Consider the following 25,369-nt stretch of genomic DNA (forward strand, 5'->3'; position numbering starts at 1 on the left):
AGCACGACAGTGCTGAAGAAGACTCATCTGCGGGCCCTGGCGGGCGGCCTCGCGGGCCTGGTCGCCGTCCTCGCGGGCGGCATCGCCGCGGCCCCGGCCGCGCAGGCCGCCGAGATCGGCACCGCCGAGGTCACCCCGGCCACCGGCGCCGACACCTCCCCGATGTCGCTGACGACCACGGGCGCCTGCCCCGGCAACGCCACCAACGTCATCGCCTCGGTCACCGGCTCCGGCTTCCCCGCCGGCGGCCAGATCGTGGTCGGCAACTCGCCGATCAGCAGCTACGGCACGACGGCCGGCGGCGGGCTGATCATCCCGCTGACCGACACCATGCGGGGCTACGCCCAGACGGCCGGCTTCACCACCCTGACCGGCAAGTACACCTTCACCATCACCTGCCGTACCGCGTTCAACGCCACCAGCCTCGGTGACTTCCCGGCCTCGGTCTGGTTCACGTCCAACACGGCGTACCAGAACACCGACCCGGCCGTGAAGACCGACACCACCACGTCCCTCGCGGTGTCCCCGGCGTCCCCGGTCACCGCGGGCACCCCGGTGACGCTGACCGCGACCGTCGCCCCCGCGGGCGCGGCCGGTGAGGTCCAGTTCCGTGACAACGGCGGCGCGCTCGGCGCCCCGGTGGCCGTCACCGGCGGCCAGGCGCAGCTCACCACCAGCAGCCTCGGCGCCGGCAACCACTCGCTGACCGCCGTGTTCACCCCGTCGAGCGCCGCCTACAACGGCTCGACGTCCAGCGCGGTCGCCTTCTCCGTCGAGGCCGCCCCGGCGACCCCGACCACCACCGCGCTGGCCGTCTCCCCGGCCGGTACGGCGGACAAGTTCAGCCCCGTCTCCATGACCGCGTCGGTGTCGCCCGCCTCCGCGGCCGGTTCCGTGAAGTTCCAGGACACCGTGGGCGGCACCACGACCACCCTGGGCACGGTGCAGGTCGCGGGCGGCCAGGCGGCCTTCAGCACCAGCAGCCTCGCCGAGGGCGACCACTCCTTCACGGCCGTCTTCGTCCCCGCGGACCCCGGCACCCACACCGGCTCCACCTCCGGCAACGTCCCGTACGTGATCGGTGCCTTCGAGGGCGTGACGGCCTCGCAGGACATCACCACCACCGTCGAGTCCGGCGCCCTCGTCATCAGCGTGGACAACCCGCACGTCACGCTGCCCTCGCCGCAGCTGAACACCGACGCCGACCTGCTCACCACCGCGGGCGGGATCAACCCGGTCACGCTCACCGACACCCGCGCCGGCAACCCCGGCTGGTCCGTCAGCGGCCAGGTCACCGACTTCGCCGACGGCGGCTCGCACCAGATCAACGGCCAGAACCTGGGCTGGACCCCGAAGGTCACCGACAAGGGCGCGTCCCAGACGGTCACCGCGGGTGCGGCGGTCGCCGCTGCCCACGGCGCCGCCCCCGGCGACGCCGGCTCGGCCGGCCTGAAGTCCTCCCGCTCGCTGGCGAACGGCACCGGTCTGGGCACCGCCCACCTCGGCGCCGACCTGGCCCTCAACGTGCCGACCTCGACCGTCGCCGGCACCTACACCGCCACCCTCACCCTGACGGCCATCTGACCCGGGCGGATGGCTGACGGGGCGGACCTCCACATCCCCCGCGGATCCGCCCCGGGCCGGGACGGGCAGCCCTCCTGCCCGTCCCGGCCGCACCCGCTCGACCAGGCCCCCGCCCACCCGTGCACCGGTACCGCGCCCGAACGGACGACCCCGACATGATCACGACATCGGCCCGCCGCATCGCCGCCGTCCTGGCCGCCTGCCTCCTCGCCGTCCTCCCGGCCGCGCACGCGTCGGCCGGCGCGCCCGGCGACGGGGGACGGACCAGCCCCGGCCGCACGACGTTCGGCGTCCAGCCCTCGGCCGCGAAGAAGCCCGACACCCGGCCGAACTTCTCCTACGGCGCCACTCCGGGCGCCCTCGTCAAGGACCACATCGCCGTCTTCAACTACGGCCGGAAGCCACTGACGTTGCGGGTGTACGCGCAGGACGCCTTCACCACCGCCGACGGCGGCTTCGACCTGTTCGCGGCCGAGCACCGGCCCACCGACGCCGGCTCCTGGATCAAGCTGCGCGAGAACCGGGTGAAGGTCCCCGCCCGCTCCCGCGTCATCGTCCCCTTCACCCTGACCGTCCCAGCGAAGGCGACCCCCGGCGACCACACCGCCGGCATCGTCGCCTCGCTCTCGGCGGCCGGCGCCGACAAGAAGGGCAACAAGGTCGCCCTCGACCAGCGGGTCGGCGCACGCGTCTACCTCCGAGTGGCCGGCGCCCTCACACCCCGCCTCGCCGTCGAGGACCTGCGCACCGTCTACCAGGGCACCGCCAACCCCTTCGGCACGGGCACCGCGACGGTGACGTACACCGTCCGCAACACCGGCAACGTCCGGCTGGCGGCCCATCAGACGGTGAGCGTCCGCGACGGGTTGGGCGGCACGGCCGAGGTGGCGAAACTCCGTGACCTCCCCGAACTGCTGCCGGGCGACTCCGTGGCCGTGACAGCGAAGGCCACCGGTGTGCTGCCCGCCTTCCGGGACACGACCAGCGTCACGATCGACCCCGAGCCGGTCCGCGGCGACATCCAGCACCGCATCCTGCCCCGCGTCACCTCCACCGAGGCCTTCACCGCCGTGCCCTGGGCGTTCCTGGCCCTGCTGCTGGTGCTCGCCGCGGTGGCCGCCCTCGTCCTGATACGCCGTCGCCGGCGCCGCGACACCGAGAGCGCGCCGGTGCGTTCGGCGTACCGCCCGAAGCAGGCCGTCGGCCTCGCGGCGGTGACCCTGCTGGCCGCCGGTGCCGTCGTCGGGGGCACCCCGGTGGACGCCCGCGCGGCGGACGCCGACAAACTCGCGGTCACCCCGGCGAGGGGCAGCGACACCCAGCCCATCACCCTCACCGCCGAAGCGCCCTGCCCCGCGAAGACCACCAACGTCATCGCCCGCGTCACCGGGGCGGGCTTCCCGCGCGGCGGGCAGATCGTCGTCGGCAACGCGCCCCTCACCACGTACGGGAAGGTGCCGGGTGCCGGGCTGAGCATCCCGCTGACGTACACCATGCGCGACTACGCCAGCACCGCCGGATTCACCGCCCTGAGCGGCACGTACACCTTCACCGTCAGCTGCCTCAAGGGCCCCTTCGAACCGCGCGGTCTGCGGAACTTCACCGGCTCGCTGCGGTTCGCCCAGCAGCACGCCTACCGGGACGGCACCGAGGTCGCGCTGCCCGAGAAGGCGCCGGTGCCGCAGAGCCCGGCCGCGTCGGCGCCGGGCGCCGGCACACCGGCCGCACCCGGACGGTCCGGGCCGTCACAGGAACAGCCCGCGCCGGCGCCGACCGAGCAGGGCGGCGCCGCCGTCCCGCCGGACGACGCCCGGGCCGTGCCCGCCGCCGACCCGGCCCCCGCCCTCAGCGCCTGGTCCGTCACCGGATTCGGCGTCTTCCTGCTGGCGCTGGCGACCGGCGTCGCCCTCCGGGTGCGCGGACGCCGGGCCCGGAGCCGGTGACCACGCACCACACCCCGTACCGACCGAACCAACTGCCCAGGGAGAGAAACCCCGTGTCCATCACACCCCGCACACCCCGGATGCCCAGGGCGGCCGCGGTCCGCGTCGGCTCGGTCGTCGCCGCCTGCGGCACGGCCGGGCTGCTCGTCACCGCCGCCACCGTCGTGCAGGCGTCCGCCGCCGAGGCCCCCGCCGCCATGTCCGTGACCCCCGCGACCGGTACGGACACCGAAGGCATGAGCCTGACCACCTCCGCCGCCTGTCCGGCCGAGGCCACGAACCTGATCATCGACGTGAAGGGCTCGGGCTTCCCCGCCGACGGCCAGAACGTCGTCGGCAACTCCCCGATCACCACCTACGGCACCACCCCGCAGGGCGGGATCGTGGTGCCGCTGTCCGACACGATGCGCAACTACGCCAGCACCGCAGGGTTCACCACCCTCCAGGGCCGCTACGACTTCACACTGACCTGCCGCACCGCCTTCAACGGCACCAGTCTGCGCGACTTCGCCGCGTCCGTCTGGTTCACCTCCAACACCGCCTACCAGAACACCGATCCGGCCGGAGGGGGCAACACACCGACGCCGACGGACACCGCCACCCCGACCCCGACGGACTCGGGCACGCCGACGGACACGGCCACGCCCACCGACCCGCCGACCGGGACGCCCACGGACACCGGGTCGCCGACCGACACCGGCCTCCCCATCGAGACCCCGACGCCGACCGACACCGGAGTTCCGGCCGACCCCGGGGCGGCCGACGGCGGCACCTCGGGCGGCGGCGGTTCGCAGGACATCTCCACCGACGTCAGCGGCGGTGCGTCCGGCGGCGGTTCCGGCGGCGGCTCCATGGCGGCCACCGGCGTCAACGCGGGCGCGCTCGGTGCCGTGTCCGCCGCGCTGGTGCTCGCGGGCCTCGTCATCGTCCGCCGGGCCCGCCCGCGCGAGGACTTCCCCGCCACCGACACCCCGACCGCCTGAATCCCGTGCCCGGACCCCACAGGAAGAGACGACACACCATGCAGGTCAAGGCCGTACGCCGCCCCCTGGCGGCCACCCTCGTCACCGCGCTGGCCGCCGGGGCGCTCGTGCTCGGCACCACCGGAGCCGAGGCCGACGCCCTCGGTCCGATGGAGGTGTCCCCGGCCACCGGCACCGACACCAGCGGCATCACGCTGACCACGCCCGCGCCCTGCCCGGACCCGGCGACCAACCTCATCGTCGGCGTCAAGGGCGCCGGCTTCCCCGCGGACGGCCAGATCGTCGTGGGCAACTCCCCGATCAGCACGTACGCCACCACCCCGCAGGGCGGGATCGTGGTGCCGCTGTCCGACACGATGCGCAACTACGCCAGCACCGCAGGGTTCACCACCCTCCAGGGCCGCTACGACTTCACCCTCACCTGCCGGGGCGCGTTCGGCTCGGCGACCCACGGCGACTTCACCGCGCCGATCTGGTTCACCTCCAACACCGCGTACCAGAACACCGCACCCGTCACCGCCACGGCCACCAAGCTCGCGGCGAGCCCGGCCGGCCCGGTCGTCCAGGGCACGTCCGTGAAACTGACGGCGACCGTCTCCCCGGCCACCGCGGCCGGCACGGTCCGCTTCCTCGACGGCACCACCCAGATCGGCAGCACGGTCACCGTCTCCGGCGGCGTGGCCACCAAGACCACCAGCACCCTGGCCGTGGGTACCCACGCGCTCAAGGCCCAGTTCGTACCGGCCGACCCGGCGGTGCACGCCGGCTCCACCTCAGCGGCGCTGTCCTACACGGTCAGGATCAAGCCCCCGGCGGTCGTCTCGGCGGCGAAGGTCACCGGCACGGTCCGGGTCGGCTCCACCGTGACCTGCTCGGTGACGTTCAGCGGCGCGAGCTCCGTCGCGTACTCCTGGCTGCGGGACGGCACGGTGCTCAGCGGCGCGACCGGGCGCACCCGCGCGCTCGGCGCCGCCGACCAGGCGCACAGGATCGCCTGCCGGGCGAAGGGCACCAACAGCACCGGCAGCACGACCTCGACCAGTCCTTCGGTGACCGTGGCCCTGGGCCCGGCCCTGAAGAACGGTACAAAGCCCTCGTTCACCGGCACCCGCAAGGTCGGCTACAGGCAGACCGCCAAGCCCGGCACCTGGACCCCCGCCGCCCAGTCGTACAGCTACGTCTGGAAGCGCGACGGCCGGGCCATCACCGGCGCCACCCGCTCCACGTACACCCCCACCGGGGCGGACCGCGGCCACCTGCTGTCCCTGACCGTCACGGCGAAGCGTGCCGGATTCGCCAACGGCACCGCCACCTCCGCCGCGGTGAGGATCGGATGACGGCACCGGTCATCGCCCCCGCCGGGCCCGAGGCGGCCGACCGCGCGTCGGCCCCCGGGCCCGGCCGGGCGCGGCCCGCCCGCCCCACCGCCGGACCCGGACTGCGCGTCGCCGGCGCGGCGTTGAGCATCCTGGCCGCGCTGCTGCTCGGCTTCGTCGCCGACGCCGGTGTGGTCGGCGATCTGCGGCAGGCCCGGGACCGGCAGGTCGACTACGCCGCGTTCCGTGCCGCCCTCGCCAACGGCACCGCACCGGTCGGGCGGTCCGCGGGCGGCGGCCGGGCGCCCGAGGCCGGTGAGCCCGTGGCGATCCTGGCGATCCCCCGCCTCGGGGTGCGCGAGGTGATCCGCGAGGGCACCACGGCCGGCGACCTCTCCCACGGGCCCGGCCACCGCAGGGACACCCCCCTGCCGGGCCAGTCGGGAGTCAGCGTCGTCATGGGCCGCCAGGCGACCTACGGCGGACCCTTCCGGCGGCTCGGCGAGCTGAGCACGGGCGACACCTTCACCGTGACCACGGGGCAGGGCAAGCACACCTACCGGGTCGTCGGACCGCGCCGGGCCGGCGACCCCCAGCCGGCCGTGCCCGCGGCGGACAAGGGGCGGCTGACGCTGATCACGGCCGACGGAACGCCCTTCATGCCCCGGGGCATCCTGCGCGTGGACGCCGACCTGGTGTCGACCGCGCAGCCCACGCCCGCACCCGCCCTCGCCCCCGGCGCGCTGCCGGAGGAGGAGAAGCCGATGGCCGCCCAGCAGTCGGCCTGGCTGCCGCTGGTGCTGTGGGGACAGGCACTCACCCTGGCCGCCGCGGGCCTCGCCTGGGCGCGCGCCCGCTGGGGCCGACGGCACACCTGGGTCGTCGGCGTCCCGCTGCTCGGCGCGCTCGGCCTCGTGGTCGCCGACCAGGCCCTGCTGCTCCTTCCCAACCTGCTGTGACCACCCGCCCCGACGCCCCTCGTGGCCGACGCCGATGAAGGACTTGCCGTGACCGACCAGACAACCCAGACCGCGACCACGCTGCCCCTCCCGCCGGTGCCGGCGGGCGAGGTGACCGGCGCGACGCTCCAGGCCCGCCGGATCTCGGCCTGGTTCGGCGACCACAAGGTCCTCGACCGGGTGTCCCTGACCATGCCGGCCGGCCGGGTCACGGCCCTCATCGGCCCGTCCGGCTGCGGCAAGTCGACGTTCCTGCGCATCCTCAACCGCATGCACGAACTCGTCCCGACCGCGTCGCTGGCCGGTGAGGTCCTGGTCGACGGCCGGGACGTCTACGCCGCCGGGCAGCGGCTGACCGAGGCACGGCGGACGATCGGCATGGTCTTCCAAAAACCGAACCCGTTCCCCGCGATGTCGATCTACGACAACGTCACGTCCGGCCTGAAGCTCACCGGAACCCGCCTGAACGGGGACGCCAAGGACGACCTGGTGGAGGAGTGCCTGACCAAGGCGGGCCTGTGGCGGGAGGTCCGCGACCGGCTGCGCCAGCCCGGCGGCGCGCTCTCCGGCGGCCAGCAGCAGCGCCTGTGCATCGCCCGGTCCCTGGCCGTGCGCCCCAAGGTCCTGCTGATGGACGAGCCCTGCTCGGCCCTCGACCCCACCTCGACCCGCCGCATCGAGGAGACGATCCGCGAACTGGCCCACGAGGTCACCATCGTGATCGTCACCCACAACATGCAGCAGGCCGCCCGGGTCTCCGACCAGTGCGCGTTCTTCCTGGCCGAGCAGAACACCCCCGGCGCCATCGTCGAGCACGGGCCCACCCCGGTGATGTTCTCGGCCCCGTCGGACCCCCGCACCGCCGACTACGTGGAGGGCCGCTTCGGCTAGGAGTCGCTCCGGGTGAGGAAGTCGACGAGCGCCGCGTTCACCTCGGCGGGCCGTTCCTGCTGGGTCCAGTGTCCGCAGCCCGGCAACTCCACCGGCGGACGCCACAGGTTGGGCATCAGCGCGGGCAGCCGCTCGATGAACTCGGGCGTGCCGGGGAACGCGGGGACCAGGTCACGGTCGCCGTAGACGTACAGGGCGGGCGGGGTGACGACGGCGCCGTGCCAGGGCGCGGTCAGCTCCCAGTTGCGGTCCATGTTGCGGTACCAGTTCAGGGCGCCGGTGAAGCCCTGGGCGAAGCTCTCGGTCAGCGCGTCGAGGTCGTCCTCGGTGAACCAGTCCGGCAGCACCTCGGGGTCCGGCATGTCCGCGAGCCAGCCCCGCTCGGGGTCGACCAGGGGCTGCCGCCGGCCGCCCGCGTGGGGAGCGTCTCCCGAGGCCGCGTAGAAGAACTTCCGCAGTGTGGTTCGGGTGTCCTTCGCGAACTCGGCGTCCGCGACCCCCGGCCGCGCGAAGTAGTTCCAGTAGAACCGGCCGCCGAACCGCTCCCGCGTCGAGGCCAGCGGCGGATGCGTGCCCCGGAACGGCGGCGGCACGCTCAGCCCGGCCACCCCGCGCACCAGGTCCGGGCGCAGCAGGGCGGTGTGCCAGGCGACCGGCGCACCCCAGTCGTGCCCGACGACGTACGCCTTCTCCTCGCCGAGGGCCTGGATGAGCCCGACGACGTCACCGACCAGATGCAGGATGGTGTACGCCTCCACGGCGTCGGGACGGTCGCTGCGCCCGTATCCCCGCTGATCGGGGGCGACCACCCGGAACCCGGCGTCGGCCAGCGGCCCGAACTGGTGGTGCCAGGAGTGCCATGACTCGGGGAAGCCGTGCAGGAGCACCACCAGCGGCCCCTCACCCTGCTCGGCGATGTGCAGCCTGATCCCGTTCACGTCGACCATCCGATGCGCAACCATGCGGACGAGCGTACGTGCCGTGATACCGGGACGGCCATGCAGGTCCGCGGGGGTGCGGGGTGCGACAACTGGCCGACTTTCGACGGGAGTTGCGCCGAATCCGGGGAACACTCCCGAGACGCCGGTGAGTTCCGGCGACACGGGGGAGGGGAACGGCGTGAGCGGTGCGGGGGACGGGACGCCTTCGAGGCGGCGGATGAGTGCGGGCGAGATCGCCGCGTTGGTGTCGGCGGCCGCGGCCGTCGTCGGTCTGCTGCTGGCGGTGTTCGGGGTGCCGCTCCTCGGGGGATCGTCGCCCGGCCGGCCCGTGGTCGACGGCGCCGCGGCGGCACCGGCCGCGTCGGACACACCGCGGGCGTCACCGTCGCTCCCACTGCCGAACGGCTGGCGCCGCGTCGAAGCACCCGACCTCAGGGCCGCCTTCGCCCTTCCCGACGACTGGACCCAGGACGTCGACAGCGCGATCCAGAGCAGCTGGAGCTCCCCGGAGGAGCAGCACGCCATGAGCCTCAAGCGTGACTCCTCGTACGGGCCGACACCGAAAGCCGCCGTCGCCGGCCAGCTGGAGTGGTACCGCGACACATCCGCGTCCTCCATGGCCGACCTGAAGGGTCGCCACCCGCCCCACCCGGCAGAACGGCAGGGAAGCCCTGCTGCTGGAGATCGACTACCACTACGCCGACCGGTCCGAGGCCCGCAGACGCGTCGAGGTCTTCGTCGCGGGCAAGGCCGGCCAGGTCTACCAGCTGCTGTTCGACACCGTCGCCACCCGCGAGAGGCTGGCGGACCAGAAGGAACTGCTCGCCACGGCCCGGGCCCAGCTGCAGATCGACACGAGCGTGCGGGGGCGCACGGAGGCCGGCGGGGCCGGTATGTCTACCGTTGACCCATGACGCCACCGCTGGACGTGCTGGTCGTGGGAGCCGGGCCCACCGGGCTCGCGCTCGCCGCTCAACTGCGCTCCTACGGAACCCGGTTCCGTGTCGTCGACCGGTCCCTGGACCGGGTACGGGAGTCCCGGGCGCTCGGTATCCAGCCCCGCACCCTGGAGGCGCTCGCCGGGTTCGGGGTGAGCGGGGAACTCGTGGAGCGCGGCAACCCGGCGATGGGGCTGCGGCTGCATCTGAACCGGCGCACGGTGTCCCTGCCGCTCTTCGACATCGGGGCCGCCGACACGCCGTACCCCTTCCTGCTGTTCCTCGCGCAGGCCGAGACGGAGAGCGTGCTCGGTGAGCACCTCGCCGAGCGGGACGTGACGATCGAGCGTGGCACCGAGGTCGTCGCGCTGGAGCGGGCGGGCGCGCACGTCGTCGCCCGGCTGCGCGGCCGGGACGGCACCGAGGAGACGGTGACGGCCCGGTACGTCGTCGGCTGCGACGGCGCCCACAGCACGGTGCGGGCCCGGGCGGGCATCGGGTTCGAGGGGTACGCCTATCCGCAGACGTATCTGCTCGCCGACCTGGAGGTGGACGGGCTGGAACCGGGCGCCGTGCACTCGTACATGACCGGACGCGGGATGCTGTTCTTCTTCCCGCTCGGCTCGCCCGCCCCCTGGCGCATGCTCGCGATGCGGCCCTCCGACGCCCCCGACACCCAGGTGACCCTGCCGTTTCTGCAGGAGATCGCCGAACGGTACGGCGCCCGGGGAACGGTCCTGCGGGACCCGGTCTGGATGACCGACTTCCGCCTCCACAACCGCGGCGCCGCCCGGTACCGCTCCGGCCCGTTCTTCCTGGCCGGCGACGCCGCCCACATCCACAGCCCGGCCGGCGCCCAGGGCATGAACACCGGCATCCAGGACGCCCTCAACCTGGGCTGGAAACTCGCCCTCGTGTGCCGGGGTGCCGCGCCGCGGGAACTGCTGGACACCTACGGTGCCGAACGGTCGCCGGTCGGCCGGGACGTACGGCGGTTCACGGACCGCGCCTTCGTCATCGGCACCGGCGCCAACCCCGTCCTGCGCTTCGCCCGCTCCCGACTCGTGCCCCGCCTCGCGCCGTTGGCCGGACACGCGACGTTCCTGCGCCGACGGGTCTTCCGTACCGTCTCCGAACTCGGCATCCACTACCGCCGCAGCCCTGTCTCGACGACGGGCGCGCACCGGCCCCGCCGCGGCCCGCGCGCCGGGGACCGGCTGCCCGACCTGCCCCGCGGGCTCCAGGCCGAGGTCGCCGCCCCCGGCTGGCATCTGCTCCTGACCGGCCCGCCGCACCTGTGGCCGGACGAGCGGCTCGCCCCGGTCCTGGCGGGCCGGGCCGGCCTCCTCACCGTGCACCGCCTCGGCGACCGGGGCCCCTGGCCGGGCGTCGCCCAGGGACTGGTACGCCCCGACGGCCACCTCGGCTACGTCGCGCGCGGCACCGAGCCGGACGGGCTGCTCGCCTACGTCGCCCGCTGGCTGCCGGCCGGGCCCGCGTGATCCCTGCGGTGAACGGCTCCCGGGCTTGATCCGTATCCCTCGGCGTGCAGGCACAGCGAGGAAGCGAAGGCGGGAGCGGAGGCATCCGTCGCGTCGCGGTGGCCGGGGCGGTCGTTCTGCTGCTCACCGCCACCGCGTGCGGCGGCGGTGACGACGAGGGGGGCGCCGCGCAGAGCGGCCCGTCGAACGTCGCCGCCACGGTGCCCGGTGTCGTGGCGCCGGCGAAGGTCGAGGTGATCGCCGACCTGACCGGGTGCAAGGTCAGGATCCGGACCGAGGCGGACGAACTGCGCGAGGGCGTCTGCCGCACGAAGCGGGGCGACTACCTCATCACGACGTTCCCCGAGGAGCGGCTCAAACTGACCTGGCTGGACGCGGCGGCCGTCTACGGCGGCAAATACCTCGTCGGCACCCGCTGGGTGGTCAGCGCCAAGCCGGAGCTGCTCGAACAGCTCCGCCCCCAACTGGGCGGAAAGATCCAGGAGTTGCAGGGGGTGGGTCCCGCGCCGGGCCCCAGTGGTCAGTGACGCGGTGGGCTCACTCCGCCTTGTCGCTGATCCCCAGCCGCAGATGCTCCACGTGGTACACGGCCTGGTCGAGGAGTTCGGCGACATGGTGGTCGTGCAGCGCGTACACGACCGACCGGCCGCGCCGCTCGCCCACCACCAGACCCAGATTGCGCAGCAGCCGCAGCTGGTGCGAGCACGCGGACTGCTCCATGCCCACCTCGGCCGCCAACTCCGTGGCCGGCAGCGGCCCCTCGCGCAGACGCGCCAGGATCAGCAGGCGGGAGGGGGTGGACAGGGCCTGGAGGGTGGTGGCCACCTTCGCCACGTTCGCCGCGTCCAGACGTACGCGCTCGGGGGTGTCCTGCGCGGCGGTGACGGCTCCATGACCCATGGGGGCATCCTACCCACCGCGACCAGAAGTATGAATGATCATTCATATTTCAAGGGCCGGACCCCCCTGACGTGATCCGGCGGCTCCCAGCGCAGGCGAGGCCCATGTCGGATTCTCGCCAGCCCCGACCGCTGCCGTGGTCGATGCTGGACGTATGCAGAAGGGGATGCACATCGACACGGAGCGCTGCGTGCGCGCCGTACAGTCCAAGGACGCCCGCTTCGACGGATGGTTCTTCACGGCGGTCGTCACGACCGGGATCTACTGCCGGCCGAGCTGCCCGGTGGTCCCGCCCAAGCCCGCGAACATGCGGTTCTTCCCGAGCGCGGCCGCCTGCCAGCAGGCCGGGTTCCGGGCCTGCAAGCGCTGCCGCCCGGACACCAGCCCCGGCTCCCCGGAGTGGAATCAGCGCGCCGACCTCGTGGCCCGCGCGATGCGGCTCATCGCCGACGGCGTCGTGGACCGCGAGGGCGTGCCCGGCCTCGCCGCCCGGCTCGGCTACAGCACCCGGCAGGTCGAACGCCAGCTCCTCGCCGAACTGGGCGCCGGCCCGCTCGCCCTGGCCCGCGCCCAGCGCGCCCAGGCGGCCCGCCTCCTCATCGAGACGACGCCGCTGCCCATGGCGGACGTCGCCTTCGCGGCCGGGTTCGCCTCCATCCGCACCTTCAACGACACCGTCCGCGAGGTCTTCGCCCTCTCGCCGAGCGACCTGCGCGCCCGCGCACCCCGCGGCAACCCCGGCAACACCACCGGCGCCCTGACCCTGCGGCTGCCGTTCCGCGCCCCGCTCAACCCCGACAACCTGTTCGGGCACCTCGCGGCGACCGCCGTGCCCGGCGTCGAGGAGTGGCGCGACGGCGCGTACCGGCGCACGCTGCGGCTGCCGTACGGCCACGGCGTCGTGACCCTGACGCCGCGGCCCGACCACATCGCCTGCCGGCTCACCCTCGGCGACCTGCGCGATCTGACCGTGGCGATCAGCCGGTGCCGCCGGATGCTCGACCTGGACGCCGATCCGGTCGCGATCGACGACCAGCTGCGCACCGACCCGCTGCTCGCGCCCCTGGTCGACAAGGCACCCGGACGCCGGGTGCCGCGCACGGTCGACGAGGCCGAGTTCGCCGTCCGGGCCGTGCTCGGCCAGCAGGTCTCCACGGCCGCCGCCCGCACCCACGCGGCCCGTCTGGTCACCGCCCACGGCGAGCCGGTGGACGACCCCGAAGGCGGTCTCACCCACCTCTTCCCGTCCCCCGAGGCGCTCGCGTCGGTGGACCCGGAGTCCCTGGCGATGCCCCGCACCCGCCGCACGACGTTCACCACCCTGGTCCGCCGACTCGCCGACGGCGACATCCGCCTGGGCCCCGACAGCGACTGGCCGCAGACCCGGGAGAGGCTCCTGTCCCTGCCCGGCTTCGGCCCCTGGACGGTCGACGTCATCGCGATGCGCGCCCTCGGCGACCCCGACGCCTTCCTCCCCACCGACCTCGGCATCCGCCGCGCCGCCCAGGAGCTGGGCCTGCCGTCCACCCCCGCCGCCCTCACCACCCGAGCGGCGGCCTGGCGCCCCTGGCGCGCGTATGCCGTCCAGTACCTGTGGGCGACGGACAGCCATCCGATCAACTTCCTCCCCGTGTAAGGAAAGCAAGTGAAACAGCACACCGTCATCGACAGCCCGTACGGCCCGCTCACCCTCGTCGCCGACGACGGCGTCCTGTGCGGCCTCTACATGACCGACCAGCGCCACCGCCCGTCCGAGGAGACCTTCGGCCTCCGCGACGTCTCACCCTTCGCGGAGGCCGAGGAGCAGCTGGAGGCGTACTTCGCGGGCGAGTTGAAGGAGTTCACCCTCGAACTGAGGCTGCTCGGCACGCCGTTCCAGCGCAGGGTCTGGGAGCAGCTGCGGAAGATCCCGTACGGCGAGACCCGCTCCTACGGCCAACTCGCCGACCTTCTCGGCAACTCCGGCGCCTCCCGCGCGGTCGGCCTCGCCAACGGCAGGAACCCGATCGGCATCGTCGTCCCCTGCCACCGCGTCGTCGGCGCGAACGGCAGCCTCACCGGCTACGGCGGCGGCCTGGAGCGCAAGCAGCGTCTGCTGGACTTCGAGAGCGCCGCGGCGCTGTTCTGAGCGCGGGTCCTCAGTCGTCCCGCTGCGCCGCACCGCGCTCCACACAGAACTCGTTGCCCTCCGGGTCGGCGAGCACCGCCCAGCCCGTGCCGTCCGGGTTGCGGCGGTCGTCGACCAGCGTGGCACCGAGCGCGAGAACCCGCTCCACCTCCTCCTCCCGGGTGCGGTCCTGCGGCTGAAGGTCCAGATGCACGCGGTTCTTGACGCTCTTGGGCTCGGGGACGGTCACGAACAACAGACCCGCGCCCTCGATGAGCACGGCCTCGTCCCCCGGCTCGTCGTCCTCGTGCACCGGCAGACCGAGCACCTGGGACCAGAAGCCGGCCAGGCGGTAGGCGTCGGCGGAGTCGACCGTCACATGGCGTATCGCAGAAGTCATGATCGCAATTCTGGTCCACGAGCCCGTCCCGCGCAGCGGAAGCCGTGACCTGTATGGCGCACCCCGCTCTGCCTCCCGGGTGACCCCGGTGGCGTGAGCGCCCCGTGCGCCCGTGTCTGTACGAAGGGGGAGCAGGCGGAAGGCGGGAGACCATGGAGCCGAAGCACCGACACCTCGCGACACCCTGGGCCGCCGGGGTGGCCGGAGTGGTGTTCGCGGCCCTGATGGCCGTGGCGATCGTCCTGGTCCGCGTCGCCCTGCCCGACGGCCCCACGGGCAGCTCCGTGACCGTCGACGCCGGACAGCGCGACGCCGTGCGGACGGCGCTGGAGCTGCTGCCGTTCGCCGGAATCGCGTTCCTGTGGTTCATGGGCGCCCTGCGCGAGCAGGCCGGCCGGGCCGAGGACCGGTTCGTCTCCACCGTGTTCCTGGGCAGCGGCCTGGTCTTCGTCGCCACCCTGTTCGGCGCCGCCGCGGCCGCCGGGACCGTGCTCGCCGAGACGCAGCAGAACTCACCCTTCGGACGCGACTTCGCCTACGCCCTGCTGACCACGTACGCGATGCGGATGGCGGCGGTGTTCGTCATCACCACCTCGACCATCGGCCGCCGGCTCGGCGTCCTGCCCCGCCCGCTCGTCGTCCTCGGCTATCTCGCGGGCCTCACGCTGCTCGTGGTCGGATCCAACGTGCCCTGGTGCGAACTGGTGCTGCCGGGCTGGGCGCTGCTCATCAGCCTCGACATCCTCTGGCGGCGCCGACGGCCCGCCGCCCCCTCCTGACCGGGCCACCCCGCTCACTCGATCGGTCCGCTCTTCGTCGCCGCATCCCCGCCGGGCGCCCAGAGTGGTGCGCAGGAGGAGTGGCCGGGCCGCCCGAGAGGACCGATCCGTGGTCAGGATTGCCGTCGATCTGAACCGCTGTCAGGGGTACGCGCAGTGCGCGTTCCTCGCCCCCGAGGTCTTCGCCATGCACGGCGAGGAGGCCCTGCTGTACACCCCGCAGGTCGACGAGGAGCAGCGCGAGAAGCTGGAGCGGGCCGTCGCGGCCTGCCCCGTACAGGCCATCCTCGTCGACACGGTCGACGTACCGGCCGAGGCGGTGTCCGGTGCTCGGTGACGTGGCCGCGGAGCGGCTCAGGAGCGAGGGCCGCATCGTCGTGGTGGGCGCGTCCCTGGCCGGTCTGCGGGCCGCCGAAGCCCTGCGGGCCGAGGGCTTCACGGGCTCACTGACCATGATCGGCGACGAACCCCACGAACCCTACGACCGGCCGCCGCTCTCCAAACAGGTGCTGCTGGGCAGGGCCGCCGCCGAGCGCACCGCACTGCCCAGGCTGCGGGCCGTCGACGCCACCTGGCGGCTCGGCGTCGCGGCGAGCGGCCTGGACATGGCCGCCCGGCGGGTGCGGCTCGCCGACGGCGACGAGGTGCCCTACGACCGGCTGCTGATCGCCACCGGCGTACGGGCGCGACCGTGGCCGCACGAGGCCGAGGCGGAACTCGACGGCGTCTTCGTGCTGCGGAGCCGCGACGACAGCGCGGCACTCGCCCGGCGGCTCGATGCGGGACCCCGGCGGGTCCTCGTCATCGGAGCCGGGTTCACCGGCTCCGAGATCGCCTCCGCCTGCCGCGAACGCGGCCTCCCCGTCACCGTCGCCGAACGCGGCGAGGCACCCCTGGTCGGCGCGCTCGGCGGCGTGGTCGGCGCGGTCGCCGCCGACATGCAGCGCGAAGGGGGCGTGGACCTGCGGTGCGGGGTCATGGTGACCGCCCTGGAGGGCGACGCCTCGGGACGGGTGCGTGCCGCGCGGCTGTCCGACGGCTCCACCGTGGAGAGCGACGTCGTCGTCGTCTCGCTCGGCGCCACCCGCAACACCGAATGGCTCGCCGGGTCCGGACTCGGCGCCGGCCCCCGCGGCATCGCCTGCGACGCCGGCTGCCGCGCCTTCGACATCCGCGGGATCGTCACCGACGACATCTACGCGGCCGGCGACGTCGCCCGCTGCCCGCACCCCCTGTTCGGCTACCAGTTCCTCGCCCTGGAGCACTGGGGCAACGCCGTCGCCCAGGCCCGGATCGCGGCGCACAACATGATCGCCGAGAGCACCGAACGCGTGCCCCACATGGAGGTGCCGTCCTTCTGGTCCGCGCAGTTCGGCGTCAACATCAAGTCGGTCGGAGTGCCGTCGTTGGGGACCGAGATCCTCATCTCCCAGGGTTCCCTCGAAAGCCGCCGGTTCGTCGGCGTCTACGGATACCAGGGCCGCGTCATCGGCGCCGTCTCGTTCGACCACGGCCGGTGGCTGCCGTTCTACCAGGAGCTGATCGAGACCACGGCGCCGTTCCCGCCGCCGTTCGCCACGGTCGACCGGCGCCCGGGCGCGCAGCGGCCCGTGGACGCGGAGTTCCCCGACCCCTCGGTCCCCACCCACGGCCCCACCGTGACCCTCAGCGGCTACTCGCCGGCCGACCGGCGGCCGACGTTCGTCCCCGCGCACTGACCCGCACGGCCCCGAGGACCTGCCATGACGCCATCCCTGCTGCACCGGATCCTGGACCACGCCAACCGGGCCGATCCGTACCCGATCTACGAGGAGCTGCGCAGGACACCGGTCCACCACGAGGACGACGGGCCGTACGTGATCAGCACCTACTACGAGATCCGCGGCCTGCTGCACGACCCCCGGATCAGCTCCGACGCCCGCAACCAGGCCGTGGCCGCGGGCGACCCGCTGGCCGAGGCGCCCAAGGAGGAGAGCGCGCTGCCGCCCGGCTTCCTGCGGCTCGACCCGCCCGAACACGACCGGCTGCGCCGCATGACCAACCGGCCCTTCGGCCCGCCGCACACGCCCCACCGCGTCGACGGCATGCGCCCCGAACTCCACGACATCGTCAGCGGCCTCATCGACGGCATCGGCGATCCCTCCCGGATCGACCTGGTGGAGCAGTTCTCGTACCCCTTCCCGGTGACCGTGATCTGCCGGCTGCTCGGAGTGCCGCGCGAGGACGAGGCGCGCTTCCACACCTGGGCCGACACCCTCGCCGCGAGCCTCGACCCGGAACCGGGCGCCGACCGCGGCGACCGGGACAAGGAGGCGCACGACGCCCGGATGCAGCTGGGCATGTACCTGGCCGGGCTGATCGAGGAGCGCCGCAGGAACCCCGGGGACGACATGCTCTCCCAGCTGGCGACGGCCGAGGGCGAGGACGGCGCGATGACCACGATGGAACTCCTCAGCACCGCGGCACTGCTGCTGATCGCCGGGCACGAGACCACCGTCAACCTCATCACCAACGGAATGCTGACCCTGCTGCGCAACCCCGACGTCCTGCGCCGGCTGCGTGCCGAACCGCGGCTGGCGGTGCCCGTCGTCGAGGAGTTGCTGCGCTTTGAACCGCCGGTGCAACTGCTGCCGCAGCGCACCACCCTCGCCGACATCGAGGTCCGCGGGGTCACCATCCCCAAGGGCTCCGGCCTCTGGCTGGTCCTGGCGTCAGGCAACCGCGACCCGGAGCGCTTCACGGACCCGGACCGCTTCGACCCGGACCGCCCGGACATCCAGCACCTCGGTCTCGGCAGCGGCATCCACAGCTGCTTCGGCGCACCGCTCGCCCGGCTGGAGGCCCAGTTCGCCCTGGCGGAGCTGGCCCGGAGGCTGGAGAACCCACGACTGCTGGAGGACCCGCCGCCGTACCGGCAGAACGCCGTACTGCGCGGGCCGCGCCATCTGCACATCGGCTGCGACGGGATCCGCCCCTAGCCGTGCCGCGGGCCCGCGGGCCCGGCGGATCAGCCCGCCCGACCGCTCGGGGCGCCCAGCCCCCGCAGCAGCTCCGGCAGGGCGGTGCCGATCGGTTCGCGGATCACCTCGGCGGCGCGGTCGTCGTAAGGCGTCGGCTCGGCGTTGACGATGACGAGCCGGGCGCCGTGGTCGGCGGCGACGCCCGCGAGACCGGCCGCCGGCTGCACCTGGAGGCTGCTGCCGACGGCGATGAACACCTGGCAGGCCTTGGTGATCGCGGCCGCCTCGCCCAGGACGACCGGGTCCAGCCGCTCGCCGAACATGACCGTCGCCGACTTCAGGATCCCGCCGCACTCCAGGCACGGGGGATCCGCCTCACCGGCCTCGACCCGGGCCAGGGCGTCCTCCATCGGCCCGCGCGCATGGCACTTCGTGCACACCACGCTCCGTGCGCTGCCGTGCAGTTCGAGGACCTTGCGGGCGGGCATCCCGGCGAGCTGGTGCAGCCCGTCGACGTTCTGTGTGATCACCCGCACCGGCACCCCGGAGCGCTCCAGCTCCGCCACCGCCCGGTGCGCGGCGTTCGGCTCCGCCTTCAGCGCGCGGTTCTCGCGCCGCATCTGCCACGAGCGGCGCCGGATCTCCGGATCGCCCATGTAGTACTCGTACGTCACGAGCTTCTCGGCCTCCGGGTCCCGGCGCCACAGACCGTTCGGCCCGCGGTAGTCGGGGATCCCGGAGTCCGTGCTGATACCGGCGCCGCTGAGCAGGGCGACGAGGGGCGGCTTGGTCATGTCCCCGAGAGTAGGGCCGGGTTGTGGTGGCGGCGAACGGATTTCCGCCGGCCCCGCGAAGAGCGCAGGGCGACAGCCGTGCCGCCGTGAACGCCCTGGCCGAGGAGGCGGGCGCGGCGTCAATCGTGTCGCCGTGCATGCCCCCATCGGCCACCTCTGACGGGGGCACGGGCGGGTGAGGCCGTGATTCCCCGACTTCTTCCGGCCATTCCCGCCCGCTTCCGGAAACACCACGGTGCCCGGGAATTCCCGGGCACCCAGCCGGACTCACACGGCGCCGGAGTCCACCCGGTGCCCGTTCTCCAGCTCGACCGTCCCGCCGCCGTCCGCCAGGACGTCGAGTGCGGCCAGGACACGCCGGCCGAGCGAGCCCGGCAGATGCGCCGTGAGCTCCTCGCGCGCGACCAGCCGCCAGGACACCAACTCCTCCTCCTGCAACCGGATCGCCTTGAGGTCGTCCTCGCCGAGGACCCCGCCGTCGTACAGATAGGCCACCACGGGCGGCCGCCCCGTCCCGTGCACCCAGTCCACCGCGAGCAGCGCGCCCAGCTGCCGGTCCAGGCCGATCTCCTCGGCCGTCTCCCGGCGCGCGCCCTGGCGGGGTGTCTCGCCGTCGTCGGACTCGACCGTGCCGCCCGGAAGCGCCCAGCCCTCTCGGTAGTTGGGCTCCACGAGCAGCACCCGGCCCTCGCCGTCCCGGAACAGGGCGGCGGCACCGGCGAGGACGCGGGGGAGACCGGCGATGTACGTGGCGAAGTCTTGCGTGGTGGTCATGGGGGGAAGCGTAACCAGCGGGCGCAACCACGCCCTCGGCCCAGAGCCCGACGCTGCGGAGCGGACCGCGCCCCTTCCACCCCCTATTCCTCCGCCGTCCCGGCCAGCCGCACCGTCCGCTCCGCCAGCTCGCTGATCCGCGCCCCGTCGAACCCGAACACCGCGCTGCGCACCCTGTCCTCCAGCGGCTCGGTCCACTGCTCCGGGATCGCCTCCGCCCCGGTCAGGACACCGGCCACCGAACCGGCGGTCGCCCCGTTGGAGTCGGTGTCCAGGCCGCCGCGGACGGTGAGCGTGATGCTGCGGGTGAAGTCGCCGTCGCCGTACAGCAGCCCCGCGGTGAGCACGGCGGCGTTCGGCACGGTGTGGATCCAGCCCAGCCCGGCGGTCTCCTCGGCGACCGTGGTGAGCGTGTCCTCCCAGGTCATCCGGGTGTCGTGCAGCGAGACGACCCGGCGCACGGTGCGGGCGAGGCGGCAGCTCGCCGGGATCACCGCGAGCGCCTGGTCGACCGCTTCCCGGATCGTGGACGCCGTGAACGCCGCCGCGATCAGCGCCGCCGCCCACATCGCGCCGTACACGCCGTTGCCGGTGTGCGACAGCACCGCGTCCCGCCGGGCCAGCGAGGCCGCGCGCCGCGGGACGCCGGGGCAGGTCCAGCCGTAGATGTCGGCACGGATGAGAGCGCCGATCCACTCCTGGTAGGGGTTGTCGTACGTCGCCGTCAGCGGCGGTTTCAGCCCGTTCGCGAGATTGCGGTACGCGGCCCGCTCCGCGGTGAAGGTCTGGAGGTACGGCAGCCGCAGCAGCCACAGGTCCCCGACCTGCTCGGTACTGAAGCCGAAGCCGTGGGTCTCCAGCAGGTCGAGGCCGAGGATGGCGTAGTCGACGTCGTCGTCCCGGCAGCTGCCGTGGATACGGCCGCGCACGCAGCTGCGCCACTCCGGGCGCAGCTCGAAGCCGTCGGCCTCGCTGGGCGGCTCGGGGAGATAGTCGGTGAGCGGCAGGGCGGCGGCCTGCCGCAGATACCGGTCGATACGGTCCCGCGTCCACAGGTCGCCCTGCTCGACCGGCTTGCCGAGCATGTTGCCCGCGATCCGGCCCAGCCAGCCTCCGAGAACGCGGTCGGCGAGCTCCGGCTCAGTGCCCACAGGGGTCATAGGACCGGTTTACCCAATTCCGGGGCCCTCCGCTCGGGGTTCGCCCGGTACGCACAGCGGGCCCGCAGGGCGTTCTCAGGCTCCGGGCAGGGCATGACGCCACGGGCCTCCTCCGGTTAAGGTCGCAGCGGCGCGACTGGCCTTGACGTGCGCGAGGCCCGGAGAGCAAGGGGAAAACAGGTGACACAGCGCGTGCTCATCGCCGCGGACAAGTTCAAGGGGTCGCTGACGGCCGTGCAGGTCGCCGAGCGTGTGACCGCCGGTCTGCGCCGGATCGTGCCGGACCTCGAGGTGGAGGCCATGCCCGTGGCCGACGGCGGCGACGGGACCGTGGACGCGGCGGTCGCGGCCGGTTTCGAGCGGCGGGAGGTCCGGGTGGCCGGGCCCCTCGGGGACGAGGTGAGCGCGGCGTTCGCGCTGCGCGGCGACACGGCGGTCGTGGAGATGGCCGAGGCGAGCGGCCTGCAGCGGCTGCCCGCGGGCGTCTTCGCGCCGCTCACGGCGTCCACCTGCGGCTCCGGCGAGCTGCTGCGGGCAGCCCTGGACGCCGGTGCCCGCACCATCGTGTTCGGCGTGGGAGGCAGTGCCACGACGGACGGCGGCGCCGGCATGCTGACCGCGCTCGGCGCGCGCTTCCTGGACGCGGACGGCGAGCCCGTGCCGCCGGGCGGCGGTGGCCTCGGCGACCTCGCCACGGCCGATCTGTCGGGTCTGGACCCGCGCCTCGCGGCCGTCGACCTGGTGCTCGCCAGCGACGTCGACAATCCGCTCACCGGCCCGAAGGGCGCATCCGCCGTGTACGGGCCGCAGAAGGGCGCCTCGCCGGACGACGTGGAGACGCTGGACGCGGCTCTCGCGCACTTCGCGAAGGTGTTGGAGGAGTCGGTCGGTGCCGGTGCCGCCGAGCACGCCGCCGCGCCCGGCGCGGGTGCCGCGGGCGGTATCGGCTACGGCGCCCTGCTCCTCGGTGCCCGGTTCCGCCCCGGTATCGAGGTCATGCTCGACGTCCTGGGCTTCGCGCCCGCGCTGGAGCGGGCGACGCTGGTGATCACCGGTGAGGGTTCCCTCGACGAGCAGACCCTGCACGGCAAGGCGCCCGCGGGCGTCGCCTCCGCCGCCCGGGCGGCGGACAAGGAGGTCGTCGCGGTCTGCGGCCGCCTCGCCCTGGCCCCGGAGACGCTCGGCCGGGCCGGCATCCGGCGGGCCTACCCCCTGACGGAGATCGAGCCGGACGTCGCGAAGTGCATCGCGGAAGCGGGCCCCATCCTGGAACGCTCGGCGGAACGGATCGCCCGCGACTTCCTGTCCTGACCCGATTCCTCCCGCCCTCGCCGCCCCGACCCGTCCCGTCTTCCGGCTCCTCAAACGCCGGAGGGGCTGAATACGGGTCACGCCGGAGGGGTCTGAGTTTTCAGCCCGTCCGGCGTTCGAGGACGAGGCCCGTTCAGGGCCGATGCGGGGGTCTGGGGGCGTCAGCCCCCAGGAACGTCCGCCCGAGCGCCGCCCGCGGACAAGCGAAGGGCCCCGAACCAACCCGGTCCGGGGCCCAAGGCAAGCGCAGCGTTACGGCTGAGCCGCCCGCGCCTCACGTCGATTGTCACGGAAGTTGTTCACCCGGCGAGCCGTGGCGAACAGCGGAATCACCGCGCCCATCACCAGCTGCAACGCACAGCCGGTCTGCAGCAGCAGCTGACCGCTCGGGGCGTCGAAGGCCCAGGCAGCGAGCAGGCCCATGCTGACCACGATCCAGGAGAGCATCGCCACCGCGAGGCGCCCCCGCGGCTTCGGGTACTCCACCCGGCTCACCATCAGCCACGCCGTGCCGAGGATCGCGAGCAGCGTCGCCACGAAGGGCAGCTCCAGCAGCACGATCGACACCACCGTCAGCGCGCCGAACGGCGAGGGCATGCCCTGGAACATGCCGTTCGGCGGTGTCACGCAGGAGAATCTGGCGAGCCGCAGCACCACGGCCAGCAACACGACGATCGCGCCGACCGCCGCCACCCGCTGGTGGGCGTCGTCGGCGACCATGCCGTAGACCAGGACGAAGTACGCGGGCGCCAGACCGAAGCTGATCAGGTCGGACAGGTTGTCCAGCTCGGCGCCCATGGGCGACGAGCGCAGCTTGCGCGCGACCAGGCCGTCGAACAGGTCGAAGACCGCCGCGCACAGCATCAGGATGACCGCCGTGGCCGCGCTGTGGCGGGCCATGCCGGTCTCCTGGTCACCGGTGAGGTGCGGGATCAGGATGCCGGTGGTGGTGAAGTACACCGCCATGAAGCCGCAGGTCGCGTTGCCGAGCGTCAGGGTGTCCGCTATCGACAGGCGCAGAGAAAGAGGCATCTCCTCCTCTTCGTCGACCTCGTCGGCCTCGGGCACCCAGCCCGGCTGGGTCTCAGGATCAATCACGGTCAATGCGAGTCACCCCAGCCACGGTCTTCTGCCCGACCTCGACCGCGACCTCCACGCCCTCGGGCAGGTAGATGTCGACACGCGAGCCGAAGCGGATCAGACCGATACGGTCACCCTGCTCGACCTTCGTCCCCTGCGGGACGTAGGGGACGATACGGCGGGCCACCGCGCCGGCGATCTGGATCATCTCGATGTCACCGAGTTCGGTGTCGAAATGCCAGACCACGCGCTCGTTGTTCTCGCTCTCCTTGTTGAACGCCGGAACGAACCCACCGGGGATGTGCTCCACGGAGGTCACCGTGCCGGACAGCGGCGCACGGTTGACGTGGACGTTCAGCGGGCTCATGAAGATCGCGACGCGGGTGCGGCCGTCCTTCCACGGCATGATGCTCTGCACCACTCCGTCGGCGGGCGAGATGACCCGGCCCTGGGCGATCTCGCGCTCGGGGTCGCGGAAGAACCACAGCATGCCCGCCGCGAGAGCGGTGGCGGGCACGGCGACGGCCTTGGCGACGCCGGAGCGGCGTGCGCGCAGCAGGCTGACGGCTGCGGTGGCGACGGTCGGGAGAAGCCACGGCGATGCTCCGCGCGCGAGGCGTACGCCGCCGACCTGGCTGTCGCGTGGTGCAGAGGTTTGGCTGTGGGGCATGGATGACCTTCGTAGCGGATGATGCCGCGCGGTATCAGGGGACGGCGGCTTTCCCGGGATCGTACCGGTCGCGGACCACAACTGGGCAAGCCAGGAAGCCGAGTCGGCGGCCGAAGAGTGTTGACGGGGTGTGATCTTCTTCTCCAAGAAAACACCCCGTATCCGGACAATCAGCCCTGGAAGCGATACTCTTCGAGCAACCGGCGACCGATGATCATTTTTTGGATCTCGGCAGTTCCTTCACCGATCAGCAGCATCGGAGCCTCGCGGTAGAGGCGCTCGATCTCGTACTCCTTGGAGAAGCCGTAGCCGCCGTGGATCCGGAAAGCATCCTCCACGACCTCCTTGCAGTACTCGGAGGCGAGGTACTTCGCCATCCCAGCCTCAAGGTCGTTTCGTTCCCCGGAGTCCTTTTTGCGTGCTGCGTTCACCATCATGGCATGGGCGGCCTCGACCTTGGTACCCATCTCGGCCAGCTTGAACTGAATGGCCTGGTGCTGGGCGATCGGCTTGCCGAAGGTGTGCCGCTGCTGGGCGTACTGGACACCCAGCTCGAACGCACGCTGAGCGACGCCGCAGCCACGCGCCGCCACATTGACGCGCCCGACCTCGACACCGTCCATCATCTGGTAAAAGCCGCGCCCGGTGACGCCGCCGAGTACCCGATTGGCCGGAATGCGCAGGCCGTCCATGATGAGCTCGGTCGTGTCGACGCCCTTGTAGCCCATCTTGTCGATCTTGCCGGGGATGGTGAGGCCGGGGCGGACCTCTCCGAAGCCGGGCTCCTTCTCGACGAGGAAGGTCGTCATCGACTTGTGGGGCGCCGTGCCCTCGGGGTGTCCTTCGTCACTTCGGACGAGAACGGCGACCAGACTTGACGTCCCGCCGTTCGTCAGCCACATCTTCTGGCCGTTCAGGACGTACTCCTCGCCGTCCTTCACCGCCTTCGACGTGATGGCCGACACATCGGAGCCCAGGGCCGGCTCCGACATCGAGAAGGCGCCGCGGATGTCGCCGGCCGCCATCCTCGGCAGGAAGTGGTCCTTCTGCTCCTGCGTGCCGTGCTGCTTGAGCATGTACGCCACGATGAAGTGCGTGTTGATGATGCCGGACACCGACATCCAGCCGCGGGCGATCTCCTCGACGCACAGGGCGTACGTCAGGAGCGACTCGCCCAGGCCGCCGTACTCCTCGGGGATCATCAGGCCGAACAGGCCCAGTTCCTTGAGGCCGTCGACGATCTGCTGCGGGTATTCGTCGCGGTGCTCCAGCTCGGTGGCGACCGGGATGATCTCCTTGTCCACGAAGTCGCGGACGGTGGAGAGGATCTCCTGCTGGATGTCGGTCAGACCGGCGGTCCGGGCGAGACGTGCCATG

The 25,369-nt window shown here is 72.9% G+C and carries 24 protein-coding genes; 15 read left to right on the plus strand and 9 right to left on the minus strand.

Annotated features, from left to right (window positions below):
* Nucleotides 1-9: 9 nt before the first annotated feature.
* From ACGFW6_RS39315 to ACGFW6_RS39340, 6 genes are all read left to right on the plus strand, one after another.
* The gene (locus tag ACGFW6_RS39315) at nt 10-1,584 is read left to right on the plus strand and encodes an Ig-like domain-containing protein (RefSeq protein WP_393521135.1); all 1,575 of its coding nucleotides are present in this window, start codon (nt 10-12) and stop codon (nt 1,582-1,584) included.
* Nucleotides 1,585-1,739: 155 nt separating this feature from the next.
* Nucleotides 1,740-3,527 carry a WxL protein peptidoglycan domain-containing protein gene (locus ACGFW6_RS39320; RefSeq protein ID WP_393521137.1) on the plus strand — a complete coding sequence of 596 codons (1,788 nt, stop codon included), beginning with the start codon at nt 1,740-1,742 and terminating at the stop codon, nt 3,525-3,527.
* 53 nt (nt 3,528-3,580) lie between these two features.
* Nucleotides 3,581-4,510, plus strand: coding sequence for a hypothetical protein (locus ACGFW6_RS39325; protein ID WP_393521139.1), 930 nt, complete (start codon nt 3,581-3,583; stop codon nt 4,508-4,510).
* Nucleotides 4,511-4,548: 38 nt separating this feature from the next.
* Nucleotides 4,549-5,847, plus strand: coding sequence for an Ig-like domain-containing protein (locus ACGFW6_RS39330; protein WP_393521141.1), 1,299 nt, complete (start codon nt 4,549-4,551; stop codon nt 5,845-5,847).
* Entirely contained in the window at nt 5,844-6,785 is a 942-nt protein-coding gene (locus ACGFW6_RS39335) for a sortase (RefSeq protein WP_393521143.1), read from the plus strand. The genes ACGFW6_RS39330 and ACGFW6_RS39335 overlap by 4 nt, the downstream gene beginning before the upstream one ends.
* Nucleotides 6,786-6,896: 111 nt before the next feature.
* Nucleotides 6,897-7,676, plus strand: a complete 780-nt coding sequence (locus ACGFW6_RS39340) for a phosphate ABC transporter ATP-binding protein (RefSeq protein WP_393521186.1) — start codon at nt 6,897-6,899, stop codon at nt 7,674-7,676.
* On the opposite strand, the gene ACGFW6_RS39345 is transcribed toward ACGFW6_RS39340, so the two are convergent.
* Nucleotides 7,673-8,638: an alpha/beta fold hydrolase gene (locus ACGFW6_RS39345; RefSeq protein WP_393521188.1), complete on the minus strand. Its 966-nt coding sequence runs from the start codon at nt 8,636-8,638 to the stop codon at nt 7,673-7,675. The two genes, ACGFW6_RS39340 and ACGFW6_RS39345, sit on opposite strands and share 4 nt — an antisense overlap.
* A gap of 889 nt (nt 8,639-9,527) precedes the next feature.
* Between ACGFW6_RS39345 and ACGFW6_RS39350 the strand changes: the two genes are divergently transcribed.
* A complete protein-coding gene (locus ACGFW6_RS39350; protein ID WP_393521145.1) occupies nt 9,528-11,057 on the plus strand; it encodes an FAD-dependent monooxygenase in 1,530 nt (509 codons plus the stop codon).
* A gap of 98 nt (nt 11,058-11,155) precedes the next feature.
* Complete coding sequence (locus tag ACGFW6_RS39355) at nt 11,156-11,584, plus strand: hypothetical protein (RefSeq protein ID WP_393521147.1); 429 nt, start codon at nt 11,156-11,158, stop codon at nt 11,582-11,584.
* Between the two features lie 10 nt (nt 11,585-11,594).
* On the opposite strand, the gene ACGFW6_RS39360 is transcribed toward ACGFW6_RS39355, so the two are convergent.
* Nucleotides 11,595-11,957 carry an ArsR/SmtB family transcription factor gene (locus tag ACGFW6_RS39360; RefSeq protein WP_393521149.1) on the minus strand — a complete coding sequence of 121 codons (363 nt, stop codon included), beginning with the start codon at nt 11,955-11,957 and terminating at the stop codon, nt 11,595-11,597.
* Nucleotides 11,958-12,111: 154 nt separating this feature from the next.
* Here ACGFW6_RS39360 and ACGFW6_RS39365 point away from each other — a divergent pair, with 154 nt between their 5' ends.
* Nucleotides 12,112-13,593, plus strand: a complete 1,482-nt coding sequence (locus tag ACGFW6_RS39365; protein ID WP_393521151.1) for an AlkA N-terminal domain-containing protein — start codon at nt 12,112-12,114, stop codon at nt 13,591-13,593.
* Between the two features lie 9 nt (nt 13,594-13,602).
* Nucleotides 13,603-14,085, plus strand: coding sequence for a methylated-DNA--[protein]-cysteine S-methyltransferase (locus ACGFW6_RS39370; protein ID WP_393521153.1), 483 nt, complete (start codon nt 13,603-13,605; stop codon nt 14,083-14,085).
* A 10-nt stretch (nt 14,086-14,095) separates the two neighbouring features.
* On the opposite strand, the gene ACGFW6_RS39375 is transcribed toward ACGFW6_RS39370, so the two are convergent.
* Nucleotides 14,096-14,464, minus strand: coding sequence for a VOC family protein (locus ACGFW6_RS39375; protein ID WP_393521155.1), 369 nt, complete (start codon nt 14,462-14,464; stop codon nt 14,096-14,098).
* Nucleotides 14,465-14,616: 152 nt separating this feature from the next.
* Here ACGFW6_RS39375 and ACGFW6_RS39380 point away from each other — a divergent pair, with 152 nt between their 5' ends.
* From ACGFW6_RS39380 to ACGFW6_RS39395, 4 genes are all read left to right on the plus strand, one after another.
* A complete protein-coding gene (locus tag ACGFW6_RS39380; protein WP_393521157.1) occupies nt 14,617-15,243 on the plus strand; it encodes a hypothetical protein in 627 nt (208 codons plus the stop codon).
* A gap of 109 nt (nt 15,244-15,352) precedes the next feature.
* Nucleotides 15,353-15,580 (plus strand): ferredoxin, encoded by a 228-nt coding sequence (locus ACGFW6_RS39385; protein WP_393521159.1) that lies wholly within the window; start codon nt 15,353-15,355, stop codon nt 15,578-15,580.
* Nucleotides 15,570-16,961, plus strand: coding sequence for an NAD(P)/FAD-dependent oxidoreductase (locus tag ACGFW6_RS39390; RefSeq protein ID WP_393521161.1), 1,392 nt, complete (start codon nt 15,570-15,572; stop codon nt 16,959-16,961). Before ACGFW6_RS39385 ends, ACGFW6_RS39390 begins: the two co-directional genes overlap by 11 nt.
* A gap of 24 nt (nt 16,962-16,985) precedes the next feature.
* Nucleotides 16,986-18,221 carry a cytochrome P450 gene (locus ACGFW6_RS39395; RefSeq protein WP_393521163.1) on the plus strand — a complete coding sequence of 412 codons (1,236 nt, stop codon included), beginning with the start codon at nt 16,986-16,988 and terminating at the stop codon, nt 18,219-18,221.
* 29 nt (nt 18,222-18,250) lie between these two features.
* On the opposite strand, the gene ACGFW6_RS39400 is transcribed toward ACGFW6_RS39395, so the two are convergent.
* The 3 genes from ACGFW6_RS39400 to ACGFW6_RS39410 form a co-directional block, all read right to left on the minus strand.
* A complete protein-coding gene (locus ACGFW6_RS39400; protein WP_393521165.1) occupies nt 18,251-18,997 on the minus strand; it encodes an NAD-dependent deacetylase in 747 nt (248 codons plus the stop codon).
* 267 nt (nt 18,998-19,264) lie between these two features.
* The gene (locus tag ACGFW6_RS39405; RefSeq protein ID WP_393521167.1) at nt 19,265-19,771 is read right to left on the minus strand and encodes an NUDIX domain-containing protein; all 507 of its coding nucleotides are present in this window, start codon (nt 19,769-19,771) and stop codon (nt 19,265-19,267) included.
* 83 nt (nt 19,772-19,854) lie between these two features.
* Entirely contained in the window at nt 19,855-20,931 is a 1,077-nt protein-coding gene (locus ACGFW6_RS39410; protein WP_393521169.1) for an ADP-ribosylglycohydrolase family protein, read from the minus strand.
* 180 nt (nt 20,932-21,111) lie between these two features.
* Between ACGFW6_RS39410 and ACGFW6_RS39415 the strand changes: the two genes are divergently transcribed.
* Entirely contained in the window at nt 21,112-22,242 is a 1,131-nt protein-coding gene (locus tag ACGFW6_RS39415) for a glycerate kinase (protein WP_393521171.1), read from the plus strand.
* Between the two features lie 252 nt (nt 22,243-22,494).
* On the opposite strand, the gene pssA is transcribed toward ACGFW6_RS39415, so the two are convergent.
* The 3 genes from pssA to ACGFW6_RS39430 form a co-directional block, all read right to left on the minus strand.
* Nucleotides 22,495-23,310, minus strand: a complete 816-nt coding sequence (gene pssA, locus ACGFW6_RS39420) for a CDP-diacylglycerol--serine O-phosphatidyltransferase (protein ID WP_393521190.1) — start codon at nt 23,308-23,310, stop codon at nt 22,495-22,497.
* A 22-nt stretch (nt 23,311-23,332) separates the two neighbouring features.
* Nucleotides 23,333-23,992: a phosphatidylserine decarboxylase gene (locus tag ACGFW6_RS39425; protein WP_030948297.1), complete on the minus strand. Its 660-nt coding sequence runs from the start codon at nt 23,990-23,992 to the stop codon at nt 23,333-23,335.
* 170 nt (nt 23,993-24,162) lie between these two features.
* Nucleotides 24,163-25,368, minus strand: a complete 1,206-nt coding sequence (locus tag ACGFW6_RS39430; RefSeq protein ID WP_190067967.1) for an acyl-CoA dehydrogenase family protein — start codon at nt 25,366-25,368, stop codon at nt 24,163-24,165.
* Nucleotide 25,369: the final 1 nt, after the last annotated feature.

Origin of the sequence: Streptomyces sp. Y7, from assembly GCF_043195415.1 — a bacterium.
GTDB lineage: Bacteria > Actinomycetota > Actinomycetes > Streptomycetales > Streptomycetaceae > Streptomyces.